The sequence below is a fragment of the Actinomyces radicidentis genome, from assembly GCF_001553565.1.
GTDB classification, from domain to species: Bacteria; Actinomycetota; Actinomycetes; order Actinomycetales; family Actinomycetaceae; genus Actinomyces; species Actinomyces radicidentis.
The window spans coordinates 1,287,018-1,300,052 of the sequence record NZ_CP014228.1; the positions used below are offsets into that span (position 1 = coordinate 1,287,018).

11 protein-coding genes are annotated in these 13,035 nt (G+C 73.7%); 4 read left to right on the forward strand and 7 right to left on the reverse strand.

Annotated elements, in window-relative coordinates; genetic code table 11:
- The first annotated feature begins 143 nt into the window (after positions 1 to 143).
- From AXF14_RS05415 to hemQ, 3 genes are all read left to right on the forward strand, one after another.
- Positions 144 to 1,721, forward strand: coding sequence for a glutamyl-tRNA reductase (locus AXF14_RS05415; protein WP_084355381.1), 1,578 nt, complete (start codon positions 144 to 146; stop codon positions 1,719 to 1,721).
- Positions 1,702 to 3,111, forward strand: a complete 1,410-nt coding sequence (locus AXF14_RS05420; protein WP_067941483.1) for a ferrochelatase — start codon at positions 1,702 to 1,704, stop codon at positions 3,109 to 3,111. Before AXF14_RS05415 ends, AXF14_RS05420 begins: the two co-directional genes overlap by 20 nt.
- A 142-nt stretch (positions 3,112 to 3,253) precedes the next feature.
- On the forward strand, positions 3,254 to 4,036 hold the full coding sequence (gene hemQ / locus AXF14_RS05425) for a hydrogen peroxide-dependent heme synthase (protein ID WP_067941485.1): 783 nt from the start codon (positions 3,254 to 3,256) through the stop codon (positions 4,034 to 4,036).
- Positions 4,037 to 4,195: 159 nt separating this feature from the next.
- On the opposite strand, the gene AXF14_RS05430 is transcribed toward hemQ, so the two are convergent.
- From AXF14_RS05430 to AXF14_RS05445, 4 genes are all read right to left on the reverse strand, one after another.
- The gene (locus tag AXF14_RS05430) at positions 4,196 to 4,735 is read right to left on the reverse strand and encodes a NifU family protein (RefSeq protein ID WP_067941487.1); all 540 of its coding nucleotides are present in this window, start codon (positions 4,733 to 4,735) and stop codon (positions 4,196 to 4,198) included.
- 101 nt (positions 4,736 to 4,836) lie between these two features.
- Positions 4,837 to 7,023, reverse strand: a complete 2,187-nt coding sequence (gene feoB, locus AXF14_RS05435; RefSeq protein ID WP_067941489.1) for a ferrous iron transporter B — start codon at positions 7,021 to 7,023, stop codon at positions 4,837 to 4,839.
- A 61-nt stretch (positions 7,024 to 7,084) separates the two neighbouring features.
- Positions 7,085 to 7,465, reverse strand: coding sequence for a FeoA family protein (locus AXF14_RS05440; RefSeq protein WP_084355382.1), 381 nt, complete (start codon positions 7,463 to 7,465; stop codon positions 7,085 to 7,087).
- A gap of 300 nt (positions 7,466 to 7,765) precedes the next feature.
- A complete protein-coding gene (locus AXF14_RS05445) occupies positions 7,766 to 8,260 on the reverse strand; it encodes an NUDIX hydrolase (RefSeq protein ID WP_067941491.1) in 495 nt (164 codons plus the stop codon).
- Positions 8,261 to 8,646: 386 nt separating this feature from the next.
- Between AXF14_RS05445 and AXF14_RS14670 the strand changes: the two genes are divergently transcribed.
- Positions 8,647 to 8,769, forward strand: coding sequence for a hypothetical protein (locus AXF14_RS14670; protein ID WP_257721779.1), 123 nt, complete (start codon positions 8,647 to 8,649; stop codon positions 8,767 to 8,769).
- Positions 8,770 to 8,922: 153 nt separating this feature from the next.
- Here the strand turns inward: AXF14_RS14670 and AXF14_RS05450 are convergent, their stop codons facing one another.
- From AXF14_RS05450 to AXF14_RS05460, 3 genes are all read right to left on the reverse strand, one after another.
- Complete coding sequence (locus AXF14_RS05450) at positions 8,923 to 9,696, reverse strand: type 1 glutamine amidotransferase (protein WP_067941493.1); 774 nt, start codon at positions 9,694 to 9,696, stop codon at positions 8,923 to 8,925.
- Positions 9,693 to 11,165: a Mur ligase family protein gene (locus tag AXF14_RS05455; protein ID WP_236756216.1), complete on the reverse strand. Its 1,473-nt coding sequence runs from the start codon at positions 11,163 to 11,165 to the stop codon at positions 9,693 to 9,695. Before AXF14_RS05455 ends, AXF14_RS05450 begins: the two co-directional genes overlap by 4 nt.
- Positions 11,166 to 11,371: 206 nt before the next feature.
- Entirely contained in the window at positions 11,372 to 12,967 is a 1,596-nt protein-coding gene (locus AXF14_RS05460) for a diacylglycerol kinase family protein (RefSeq protein WP_067941497.1), read from the reverse strand.
- Positions 12,968 to 13,035: the final 68 nt, after the last annotated feature.

The following is a 13,035-nucleotide window of genomic DNA, read 5'->3' on the forward strand; positions in this document are numbered from 1 at the left end:
TCGACTTCTCGGCGTGATGGCGCGGAAAAAATGATGTGCTGACGAGCCGTCAGGAATTGGTTCTGACGGTCCGTCGGAAAATACTCCGGAGAGGGCGGGGACATTGTGCTCACGGACGCCCCCGATGGTTCAATACGACCGCCGTGACACTCCACCTCCTCTCCGCTGACCACCGCACCCAGGGCCTCGACGCCGTCGCACGCCTGGGTGCGGTCTCCACGCACCTGGGCCCCGACCTCGTCAACGCCGTCCCCGCGCTGCGCGGGGCGCTGGTCCTGCCCACCTGCAACCGCCTCGCCCTCCTCCTCGACGCACCGCCCTCCGCGCCCGGCCGCGCCGAGCGCGACGCCCAGCACCTCGCCGAGGCCGTCGCGGACTTCCTCGCCGAGCGCTCCGGCGCCCCCGTCGTCGTCCGACCCGGCGCAGAAGACCCCGTCGACCCCGACGCCGCCCTCCTCACCACCTGGGCCGGCCACGACGCCCACACCGAGCTCTTCGCCACCGCCGCGGGCCTGGAGTCCATGGTCGTCGGCGAGCGCGAGATCGCCGGCCAGCTCCGCCGCGCCCTCAGGCGCGCCACCGAGGAGGGCACCGCCACCGCCGACGTCGTCCGCGCCGTCGAGCACGCCTCCACCACCTCCCGCCGCGTCGCCAGCGAGACCGGCCTGGCCGGCAACGGCCGCTCCGTCGTCGCCGTCGGCCTCGACCTCGCCGAGCGCAGCCTCCCGCCGCTGGCCTCCTGCCGCGTCCTCATCGTGGGCACCGGCGCCTACGCCGGCGCCACCGTCACCGCCCTGCGCGAGCGCGGCGCCACCGACATCGAGGTCTACTCCCGCTCCGACCGCGCCCAGGCCTTCGTCGAGGGCCACCGCCTGCGCCCCGTGAGCGAGGCCGAGCTGCCCGGTGCACTCGAGCTCGCCGACCTCGTCGTCACCTGCCGCGGCCTCGGCGCCCCCGTCCTCACCCGCGAGCTCGTCGAGCCCGCTGCCCGCCTGCGCCGGCCCGCCGGCGCCGCCCTCCTCGACCGCCGCGAGGAGCCCGCGAGCCGCGCAGTCCCCGCCGAGCGGCCCCTCGTCATCCTCGACCTCGCCCTCACCCGCGACGTCGAGCGCTCCGTCGGCGCCTTGCCCGGCGTCCTCCTCATCGACCTGCCGAGCGTCCAGCGCGCCGTCCCCGAGGCCGAGGCCCAGCAGGTCGGCCGCGCCCGCGCCGTCGTCGACGAGGAGGTCGCCGTCTTCGAGCGCCTCCTCGGCGGCCGGCGCATGGACCCCGTCGTGCGCGCCATGCGCGGCCTCGTCGACGACGTCGTCCAGATCGAGGTCGACCGCCTGCCCGTCCAGGACGGAAAGGTCGACGCCGACGCCGCCGAGCGCGCCCTGCGCCACCTCGCCGCGCGGATCATGCACCACCCGACCGTCGCCGCCCGCCAGGCGGGGGAAACTGGCCGTGACGAGGACTACCTCGCCTCCCTCGGCCTCCTCATCGGCGACGACGTCGCCGAGGCCCTCCTCGAGGACCTGCCCCTGCCGCCCTCGCACTGCCCCGCCAAGCGGACGACGCCGTCCGGGGAGCCGCTCGCCGGCGCCGCCGGGGACGCGTCCGCGGCCGGACCGACAACCGCGGCCACGGCCGCCGCGCCCACTGCACCCACCACCGTGCCCGAGCCGGGGACACCGGCCCGCGCCACCACTGAGGAGTCCGATGACCGTCACGAAGACTGACCCGCTCGCCCCCTACGACGCCGTCGTCGTCCTGTCCTACGGAGGCCCCGAGGGTCCCGACGACGTCCTTCCCTTCATGCGCAACGCCACCGCCGGCCGCGGTGTCCCCGACGAGCGCCTCCTCCAGGTCTCCGGGCACTACGGCCGCTTCGGCGGCGTCTCCCCGATCAACGCGCGCAACGCCGAGATGCTCGACGCCCTGCGCGCCGAGCTCGTCCGGCGTGGGTCCGAGGTGCCCATCGTCATCGGCAACCGCAACTGGCACCCCTTCGTCACTGAGGCCCTCCGCGAGGTCGCCGACGGCGGCGCCCGCCGGATCCTCACCATGACGACCTCCGCCTACGGCTCCTACTCCGGCTGCCGCCAGTACCGCGAGGACACCGCCGCCGCGCTCGCGCAGCTGGCGGCCGGCACGGACGGCTCGACCGGAGAGGGCTTCGTGGCCGACGCCGCGGCCCGCGTCGGCGGGAAGGGCGGCGAGCCCGTCGAGCTCGTCGTCGACAAGACCCGGCCCTTCTACAACACCCCCGGCATGCTCGAGGCCAACGCCGACGCCATCGCCGCCGCCTACCGCGAGCTCACCGAACAGGGCCTGCCCGCCGAGGCCATCCGCCTCGTCCTCGTCACCCACTCCATCCCGACCTCCATGAGCGAGCGCTCCGCGCCGACGGAGGCCGAGCGCTCGGTCCTCGTGGCCGGGTCGGGGAACGCCGTCGAAGGCGTGGCGGGCTTGGCAGGAGCGGCCCGAGGGACGAGGGCCGCGGATGGTGGCCGAGACGGCGATCCCCGACCCGGTGCTGCCCTCGAGCCCGGCGTCGCCGCGGACCTCTCCACCGAGATCACCTACGTCGAGCAGCACGAGCGCCTCGCCGCCCTCCTCGTCCCCGAGGTCGCCCAGCGCATCTGGCCGGAGGAGTCCCGGGCTCCACTCGACTACGACCTCGTCTACTGCTCCCGCTCCGGCCCGCCCCAGGCGCGCTGGCTCGAGCCCGACGTCAACGACCACCTCGAGTCCCTCATGACGGGCCGGCTCACCGACGGCACCCCCGTCGAGATCCCGGCCGGCGTCGTCGTCGCCCCCATCGGCTTCGTCGCCGACCACATGGAGGTCGTCTACGACCTCGACACGGAGGCCAGGGAGACGGCCGCCCGCCTCGGCGTCCCGTACGTCCGCGCCGCCACCGCCGGCACCCACCCGGCCTTCATCGCCTCGCTCGCCGACGTGCTCCTCGAGCGCGCGGCCGTCGCCCGGGGCGAGGAGGTCGTCCCGGAGTCGACTACCGGCACCGGACCGTTCCACACCGTCTGCCCCGACGCGTGCTGCCGCCCCGCCGCCCGGCCCCCGCACGGGCACGGCGCCCACCCGGGCGCCCGGCCCGGCGCGCACTGACCCGCGCCGCCCCGCCCAGCGACCGGCGGCGCGGCTCTGGACCGCGCACACTGGGACCCGGGACGACGACGCCGTCGGCAGCCCGCGCGGCTGATCGCCACGACCACCGAACCGCTCAACGACCCCGACCGAAGGAAAGACGATGAGCACCGAGACCACCCCCGTCGCGCAGGACGCAGGCACTGAGACCAAGTCCGACCGCACGTACCAGTGGGACCCCCGCGACGAGCGCAACGTCGACATCGACGCCGTCAACGACCACAACCACTACGCCCTCTACGCCGTCTTCAAGCTGACCTCGCCGCTGCCCGCGCTCGAGACCAACCGCCAGCGCCTCATCGGCGAGTCCACGTACTTCGTCGAGGAGTCCGGCGTGACGACGCGCGGCTGGTACGACGTCGCCGGCCTGCGCTCCGACGCCGACCTCATGGTCTGGTGGATCGACGACGACCCGGAGGTCCTCCAGGACGCCTACCACCGTCTGCGCGCCAGCGCGCTGGGCCGTCACCTCGAGCCCGTCTGGTCCTGCATGGGTCTGCACACCCCGGCTGAGTTCAACCGCTACCACGTCCCCGCCTGCTTCGGCGGCGTCCAGCCCCGCGACTGGGTGCAGGTCTACCCCTTCATCCGCTCCTACGACTGGTACCTCCTCCCGCCCGAGGAGCGCTCGCGGATCATGAAGGACCACGGTCGCAACGGCTTCCAGGCCTACCCGGACGTCAAGGGATCGACCCTGTCGACCTTCGGCATGAGCGACTACGAGTGGATCCTCGCCTTCGAGGCGGACACCCTGGACCGCCTCGAGGGCGTCATCCACCAGCAGCGCTACACCGAGGCCCGCATGCACGTGCGCCTCGACGCGCCCTTCTACACGGGCGTGCGCGTGAGCCCGCGCGAGTGGGCGGAGCGCCAGCCCCGCGACTGAGCCGAGCGCCGTCGGGGGTCCGGCTCGACGACCCGTGGTCTTCCACGATCGCGAAAACGAGGTTTGTCATCGAAAACGAGGGAACTTCCCTCGTTTTCGATGACAAACCTCGTTTTCGGCGGTGAGCTGGGACGATGACCAGGCGGCGCCGCCCGGCCCTTAGGTGCCCTCGGCCTCGCGGACCTCGACGAGCCAGGGGCAGCGGCGCCGAAGCAGGTGCTCGAAGCGGGCGTGCATCGTGATGACGGCGGCGGGGCAGTCGTGGCACGCGCCCTGGAGTCCCACCTCGACGACGCCGTCGGCCACCTCCCGCACCTCGAAGCTCCCGCCGTGCAGATGGGCGATGTCGCCGACCGGGCCCGCCGCGATCTCGAGGGCGGCGGCGCGCAGGGCGTCATCCGGTCCGACGCCGACGGCGCTGTCGGCCGACCTCCACGACGACGGCGTCCCGAGCCCGTCGACGAGCGCGCGCTGCACCCGCGGGCCCTCGACCGCCCAGGTCCGGTCCGGGGCGAGGAGGGTGAGGACGGCGCCCGGTGCGACCTCGATCCCGGAGAGCGTCCCGTCGTCGAGCAGCGCCTGAAGGAGTCCCGGCGCGTGCGCGACGGTGCCGGTGAAGGGCAGGAGGCCGTCGGGCACCGTCCAGCGCAGGACGGCGGGGTCCGGCGTCGTCGACGGGTGCGTGGGGACGACTCCCATGGCTGCTCCTTCCGGTGCTCGAGGTGGTCGGTGGGGGTGACCGAGCTCAGCGAGCGGTGCGACCGATCTCGCGGTCAGGATGTCCCGATCTCGGCGAGTGGCTAGAGCAGCGCGGCCACGACGAGGTGCGTGAGCGCCGCCGCCGCCCAGGCCAGGACGAAGAGGTACCCGTAGGCGATGAGCGGCCACTTCCACGTGCCGGTCTCGCGGCGCATCGTCGCCGCCGTCGCCATGCACTGCATCGCGAAGACGAAGAAGGCGAGGATCGCGGCCACGGTCGCCGGGTTGAACAGCAGGTCGCCCGCGTCGTTCGTGAGCGTGTCGTGCTGGTAGGTCATGCGGGTGAGCTCGGCGCTCGGGTTCTCCGGGTCACCGGCGGCGCCGATCTGCCCGAGGGTCGCCACGAAGGTCTCGCGGGCCGCCAGGGACGACAGGATCGCGACGTTGACGCGCCAGTCGAAGCCGAGGGGCTCGAAGACCGGCTGGACGGCCTTGCCGATGGTCGCGCCGATCGAGTTGTCCATGAGGTAGCTCGTGCGCTGCGCGTCGTAGAGGGTGGCCAGCTCGTCGGCGTCGGTGACGACCGCCCCGTCGTCGCCGGTCACGGTGGAGGAGGCGGGGTCGGCGTCGGCCTGCGCGACGGCGGCGCAGGTGGTGTCCGACTGGCAGAACTGCTGGAACTCGGACTCGGAGCGGCCGGGCACGTTGAGCAGGACCCACACGAGGAGGGTGGCGACGAGGATCGTCGAGCCAGCCTTCTTGATGAAGCCCTTGGCGGCGTCCCACACCATCGTCGCGACGGTGCGCACGCGCGGGGCGCGGTAGGGCGGCATCTCCATGTAGAAGGGCAGGAGGACGCCGCCTCGGTCGGTGAGCCTCTTGACGGCCCAGGAGGCCGTCATCGCGGCGACGGCGCCCGCCAGGTAGAGGACGAACATGATCGTTCCGCGGGCGCTGAGGGGCCCCACCTTGGCCTCCGGACCGACCAGCATCGAGATCATGATGAGGTAGACGGGCAGGCGCGCCGAGCAGGTCATGAGTGGGGCTGCGAGCATCGTGGCGAGGCGGTCCTTGGCGCTCGGCAGGGTGCGGGTCGCCATGATCCCGGGGATGGCGCAGGCGAAGGAGGACAGCAGAGCCACGAAGGCGCGCCCCTCCAAGCCGGCGGAGCTCATCACCTTGTCCATGAGGAAGGCGGCGCGTGACATGTACCCGATGCCCTCCATGAGGGCGATGAGGGTGAACATGATGATGATCTGCGGGATGAAGGTGAGGACGCTCCCGACGCCGCCGATGATGCCGTCGCCGAGCAGCCCGGCGACCGCGGGCGCGGGCCCGTCGAGCCAGGAGTGGACGAGCGATCCGAGCCAGGAGAAGCCGGCCTCGATGGCGTCCTGGAAGGGCGCCGCCCAGGTGAAGATCGCCTGGAAGAAGAAGTACATGACGAGCGCGAAGACGATCGTCCCCCACACGGGGTGGAGGAGGACGCGGTCCACCTTGGCGGTCACCGGGTCCTCGTGCGGGGCCGTGTAGTCGGCGGCGGCGAGGACGGACTCGGTCCAGGAGACGCGCTCGGCGCCCTCGGTGGGCGGGGCGAAGGGGACGCGCTCCCAGGTGCGCCAGCCGGCGAGGGCCTCGCGCAGCTGGGGGATGCCGGTAGCGCGGTTGCCGATGACGCGCACGGCGGGGACGCCGACGGCGCGGCCGAGGGCGGCGACGTCGAGGTGCCCGCCGCGGCGGGTGAGCTCGTCGGTCATGGTGACGGCGAGGCACGTGGGCAGGCCGACGGCGAGGGCCTGGGCCACGAAGGCCAGGGAGCGGGACAGGGTGGTGGCGTCGACGACGACGACGAGCGCGTCGGGGGCCTCGATGCCCTCGAGGCCGCCGGTGAGGACGTCGCGGACGACCTGCTCGTCGGGGCTGATGGGCTCGAGCGAGTAGGCGCCGGGCAGGTCCTCGATGGTGACGGCCTCGGGGCCGTCCGAGCCCGCCTCGGTGCCCCGCCCGCCCGACAGCCGGCAGGTGCCGACGGCGCGGGTGACGGTGACGCCCGGGTAGTTGCCGGTCTTGGCGCGCAGGCCGGTGAGGGCGTTGTAGATGGAGGTCTTGCCGGCGTTGGGGGCGCCGGCCAGGGCGATCCGGTCGTTGGCGGCGTCGACCTCGCCGGAGGCGGCCCCGCAGTGGCAGGAGGCGCCGCCGTCGGCGCCCGCGCCGTGGTGGGCGCAGCCGGAGTCGTGGACGTGGCCGGACTGGTGGAGGTGGAGCTGCTGCGGTGCGGGCTGGGTCATGGCGTCGTGAGGTGCTTCAGCGGTTCGGGGGTGCGGCGTGACGGGGGTGCTTCGACGGCGCTCAGTGGCGCGAGGCGCGGATCGCGTGCAGGGCGCGCAGGCGCTCGCCGAGCGTGAGGCGGTCGGTGCCCTCATCGAGGACGTCGACGAGGACGAGCGAGGCGTCGCGGCGGCGCAGGCTCACCTCGTAACCGGCGACCCGGTAGACGGTGGGGTCGCCCATGGGGGCGGCGCGGCGGACCTCGACCTCGCGGCCGGGCTCGAGGCCGAGGTCGGCGAGGCGACGGGCGAGCTGAGCGCCTCGCTCCTCGGACAGGGCGCGGACGCGGGCGCGCGAGCCGCGGCGGACCAGGTGGAGCGGGACCGCGGAGGGGGGCGCGGGGGAGGTGGCGGCGCTGGCTGCGGTGCCCGCGGCGCGGGACTCCTCGACGACGACGCTCACGACCTGCTCCTCGCTCCGACGCGGCGGCTCGACCGCCCTGACGGAAGTAAGGCTAGCCTCATATGACAGAGATAGGAAAGCCTTGAGTCGTCAATCTCCGCGATCTGGACCTTCGTGCACGTCACAGTCGGTTCCGCGAGCTCCGGGAGCGGGACGTGGGTCCCGACCCGATCTCGGCCCCCGTGCTCGAACCGGTGGTTCCGGCCTCGACCGGTGCTGAGAACGCACCGATCGGGGGCGCAGGCGCCGGATCGCGACGCCGGATCGCGACGAGGGGGGCCGGTCGGAGGGTCCGGCGCCTCAGAGGCGGAAGCGGGCGCCGGCGCTCGGGTCGGCGAGCCAGGCCCGGGCCGCCTCGATGCGGCTGACGGCCGAGCGGCGCAGTCCGGCGGGCAGCTCGTCGGGGGCGAACCAGGCGACGTCGGTGGACTCGTCGTCGCCGACGTGCGCGCTCTCCGCGGCCTCGGCGTCGACCCGGCCGATGAAGTTGATCGACATGAAGACGCAGCGGTCCCCGTTGGTGAAGGCCATGGGCTCCTCGGCCTCGACGCTCGTCACCGCGAGGATCTCCGGGGTCACGCCGGTCTCCTCCTGGCACTCGCGCAGCGCCGCCGCGGCGGGCTGCTCACCGGGCTCGGGGATGCCGGAGACGACGGCCCACTGGTCCGTGTCCGTGCGCCGGCCCAGGAGGAACCGCCCCTCGGGGTCGACGACGACGACGCTGACGCCGGGCAGCCAGAGCTGATCGTGCCCGATCTTCTCGCGCAGGGACAGGATGAACTCGGGAGTGGCCATGCCCCCAGGCTAACGGGGCGCCGCCGCGGGCGCCGAGCCCCACCCGTTCCCGCTCCCGTCCCCCGAGATCGGGACATCCTGACCGCGAGATCGGGAGATGGTGATCGGCGGGCCGGTGGGCCGGTGGGGCCCCGCCTCGCAGCGTCGTGGTCATGCCTCCTGGGGCTCGCGCGCCGGTCCCGGATGGTGACCGGCGCCCATCGCCGTCGGGCACGCCGCTTCCTACGGTCCTCGTAGCGGCTCAGCCGGGGTGGTGACGTCGGGCCTGTGCGCCCATCCCCAGGGAGGAGCCCTCATGGCCTCAACTCACGATCCCGAGTCCCGCCGGCACGGATCTGCACGTCGGAGAGTCCGCGACGCGCACCGGCGTCGGGGCCTTCACGCTCATGAGCGCCACCCCGCAGCGGGAGGACGACGACAGGGCTGGCGGCTCGAGCTCGGCGACCTTCTGCTTCGTGCCCGCCGAGGGCTTCGAGATCGACCTGGACCTGAAGGACGACGGGTACTGACCTCGTCCACCGGACTGTTCTCGGTGGTCTGCGCCTGTCGACGGCGGCCGCGGGGTGGCGGGGCGACGTCGACGGACCGGCCGCGGTGCGCGGGCGTGCCGGATGTCCCGATCTCGAGGTCAGGATGTCCCGATCTCGGGGGAGGGGGCAGGCTCAGCGGGGGCGGGCCATGGCGACCTCGCGGGCGCGCACGGCCCAGCGCTCCACCGGGTCGTCGATCGGCACAGGGGCCCAGCTCCCACCGGTGTGCTCGACGGCCCGCGCCAGGAGCCAGTCGGCGACGAGCGGGTTCTTCGGCAGCAGGGAGCCGTGCAGGTACGTCCCGATGACGTTGTGCGCGCGGGCACCCTCGGAGCCGTCGGTCCCGTTGTTGCCGTCGCCGGTGACCACGGTGCCGAAGCGCGTCGCGCCCGGCGCGAGCGTCGTCAGCCCCGAGTGGTTCTCGTAGCCGACGACCTTGCCGAACTCGAGGCTGTCCAGGGTGATGTTGCCGATGAGGCGCCCAGGCCCCGCCACCGTCTCCGCGTCGAAGACGCCGATGCCGGGGATCTCCCCGCCGGTGGCCGTGACGAAGCGGTGCCCGAAGAGCTGGTAGAGCCCGCAGATGACGAGCATGGGTACGCCGTCGGCCGCCCAGGCGCGCAGGTTGGCGGCCCGCTCGACGAGGTCCGCCTTGATGCGCTCCTGCCCCGAGTCCTGGCCGCCGCCGCCGACGACGAGGTCGACGTCCGTGGGCGGCTCGTCGCCGGGGTCGTAGGCGAGGACCTCGACGTCGTAGCCCTGCCACTGGGCGCGGCGCGCGAGCGTGAGGGTGTTGCCCCAGTCGCCGTAGATGTTCATGTCCCGCGGGTAGAGCTGCAGGAGGCGCAGGGATCCGCGGGCGGAGCCGTCCGTCGTGTGCTCGTAGAGGATCGGGTCGGTGCTCACTTCATGACCTCCTCGACGTCGGTGAGACGGGCGAGCCGGGCGCGCAGTGCCAGCATCGCCGTGTACGTGGTGAAGACGCGCATCGAACCGGCGGAGTCGTGCCCGTCCGCCGGTCTCTTGTCCGCGTCCGTGGCCGCCGCCTTCCGCAGCCGTTCGATGGCGCGGTCGAGGTCCGGCTCGACGATCCCGACGGGGACGTCGTCGTAGCGCAGCCGCAGTGCCATGTCCCAGGCGCGTACGCCGGTGACGACGGCGACCCCCTCCTCGCGCAGCGCGGAGAAGTCGATGTCCCACAGCCAGGACATGTCGCGGCCGTCTGCGTACTCGTCGTTGATGGCGATCATGACGGTCTCGGGCCCGCCGACGCGCACGGCCTCCTCCGCGGTGAGCAGCCCCATGCGGAAACCGGCGGGGTTCTTCACCAGGGAGAGCTGGACGTCGTGCCCGTCGAGCTCGAGGACCTCGCCGCGGCCGAAGGCGGCCTGCACCTCGGACAGGGTCCGCAGGGCGCGCTCGAGGTCCACCCGCTCGCCGAGCACCTCGAGGACGAGGGCGAGGGCCGCGCAGGCGTTGAGCTGGTTGTGGATCCCGGGGATCGCGAAGTCGACGGTCCGCTCCGCGGCGTCGACGCGAACCGCGGCCCGCTGCCCCTCGATGTGCTCGAGGACGACGCGCGGCTCGGGCACGACCTCCGACGACGGCGGTGCGACGGTCTTGCCGACGGTGGCCTCGCGGGAGGCGGCGGAGCGCGGGACGTCGTCGGCGCCCGGGGCCGTGGCCGAGCCGACTCCGGCCGGGTGCGCCTCGGCGGGCTCGGTGGTGGAGCCGGTCGTGCCGCCGGTGCGCAGGTCGTCGTCGGACAGGAAGAGGGAGCGCAGCGCGGGGCCGGCCCCGAAGCCCGCCGTGCGCGCGGTCAGGTCCCCGAGGAAGGTGGCGCCGCCGAGGCGCGGGTCGTCGACGTTGGTGACGACGACCTCGCTCGTCGCGGCCGCGACCTTGTGGAGGAGGGAGGCGGTGTAGTCGATCTCGCCGAAGCGGTCGAGCTGGTCGCGCATGACGTTGAGGAGGAGGCAGGCGCGCGGGTGGACGAGCTCGACGAAGCGCACGGCGTGGGCCTCGTCGAGCTCGAGGACGGCGACGTCGGCGTGGACGCGGCCGGCGGCGTCGACCTCGGTGAGGAGGGAGGCGAGGACGCCGCGCACGAAGTTCGAGCCGGTGCGGTTGGTGAGGACCGTGAGGCCCTGGTCCTCGAGGAGCTGGACGACCATCTTCGTCGTCGTCGTCTTGCCGTTCGTGCCGGAGACGACGATGACGCCCTGGGGGAGCTGGTCGAGGGTGCGCTTGAGGAATCCCGGGTCGGTGCGCTCCATGACGAGGCCGGGGAAGGCGGTGCCGCCCGAGCCGCCGCCGCGCACGCGGGCCGCCGCGCGGGCCGCCCGCCCGAGGGCCACCGTGGCGCGCGATCGCAGGGACGCGGGGATCGGGGCTGCCATGGATCGCTCCTGACGTGTCGTGCGGGTGGGGCAGCGGCCAGTGTAGGCAGCGCTCGGTCGCGGGCCGGGGGAGGGGCGGCACCGCGCGCCGCGTCCGGCGAGGTCCTCGGTGCACCGCACGGGGCCGCTCGGCGCTGCGGTGCCGCCCCCGACGTCGCCCCGTCGGAGGGGTCCCGGCGGTCTCAGTCGGCCGGCTGGACGACGCGCAGGGCGCCGGGCTCGACCTCGATCTCGAGGCGGCTCGTCTCGCCCTCGGTGTCCCCGTCGAGCTCGAAGGGCACGGGGGAGTCGGCCTCGAGGCGCACCTTGCGGGCCTGGAGGAGCGTGAAGCCCTCCATCTCCTTGCCGATGAGGATCTGGGCCCCGAGCTTGGCCCAGTCGGCGACGCGCTCGGGGCTCGCGAGCATGAGGTCGACGACGCCGTCGTCCGGGGCGGCCTCGGGGAAGAGGGTCATACCGCCGGTGATGGTGCCGACGTTGCCGAGGAGCGCCATGACGACGTCGTGCTGCTGGGGCTCGCCGTCGTCGAGGGTGACGGCGACGGTGAAGGGGTCGGGGACGGCGTTCTGGACGGCGGCGACGGCGTAGGCGCCCGAGCGGATGACCTTCTTGAGATCGTCGTTGGTCGAGTCCATGATCTGCGCGTCCAGTCCCAGGCCCGCCATGACGACGAAGCGGTCCTCGCCGTCGTCCCAGGCGCAGCGGACGACGTCGACGGGGCGCGCCTCGCCCGTGAGCGCGAGGCGCAGCGCGGCGTCGGTGTCGAGGGGGACGCCGAGGTTGCGGGCCAGGAGGTTGCCGGTGCCCGAGGTGATGAGCGCGACGGGCGTGCTCGTGCCGGCGAGCTCGGCGCACACGACGCGGACCGTGCCGTCGCCGCCGGCGACGAGGACGAGGTCCACCTCGGCGTCGAGTGCGCGGCGGGCGGCGTCGCGGCCCGGGTCGTCGGGCTCGGTCTCCAGCCACAGGCTGGGCTGCCAGCCGGTGCGCAGGATGTCGGCCTCGACGCGGCGCCGCAGGAGGGAGAGGTCGTCGAACTTGGTGGGGTTGAGGATGATCGCGGCGCGCTTGTCCACGGTTCCCTCCGGGAGTCCGAGGTGGGCCCATCCGGCGAGGATGGGGTCGATGCCGCCGATCGTGAGCCCGAGGTTGGCGAAGGCGCCTCCGATGAGCAGGCCGCCGACGACGTCGGAGACGCGCTCCAGGCCCATGGCCCACTGGGCGATCGAGGTGAGGAGGACGACGCCCGCCCCGGTGAGGGCCCAGGTGACGATCGAGGTGGAGCGGCGGCGGTGGGCCCGGGTGAGGGTGACGAGGACCCACGCGCCGAGGGTGATGGCGGTGACGTGCCCGGCGGGGTAGGCGCCTCCGACGTGCGAGATGGAGTCGGCGAAGGCGGTGGCGGGGCGCTCGACGTCGAGAACGAGGGAGAGGACGAGCTGGACGACGATGCCGGCCGCCCCGACGCCCAGGGCGAGAGAGAGCCGCCGCATCCGCTGCTTGAAGGAGAAGATGGCGACGCCGACGATCGCGGTCAGGATGAGGAAGGGGTGCGTGAGGAGGCTGAAGGTCTCGGTGATCTGCCCCAGGACCGAGCGCGGCGCCAGGGCCGGGGGCCGGAGCGAGGTGTCCAGGCCGTGGAGCGCCCCGTGCAGGACGAGCCAGGACCACACGACGAAGCCCACGACGAAGGCGCCGGCGAGCGCCGCCTCGAGCTGGGTGAGGCGGGAACGGGGCCCGGCGGGTCGCTGGGCGTGGGTGGCGGGAGGCTGCGGCATCGGGCTCAGGGTACGGGTGCGCGTGTCACGGGCGCGCGGCGGGGCCGTACGGTGCTGCGGGCCGCGCG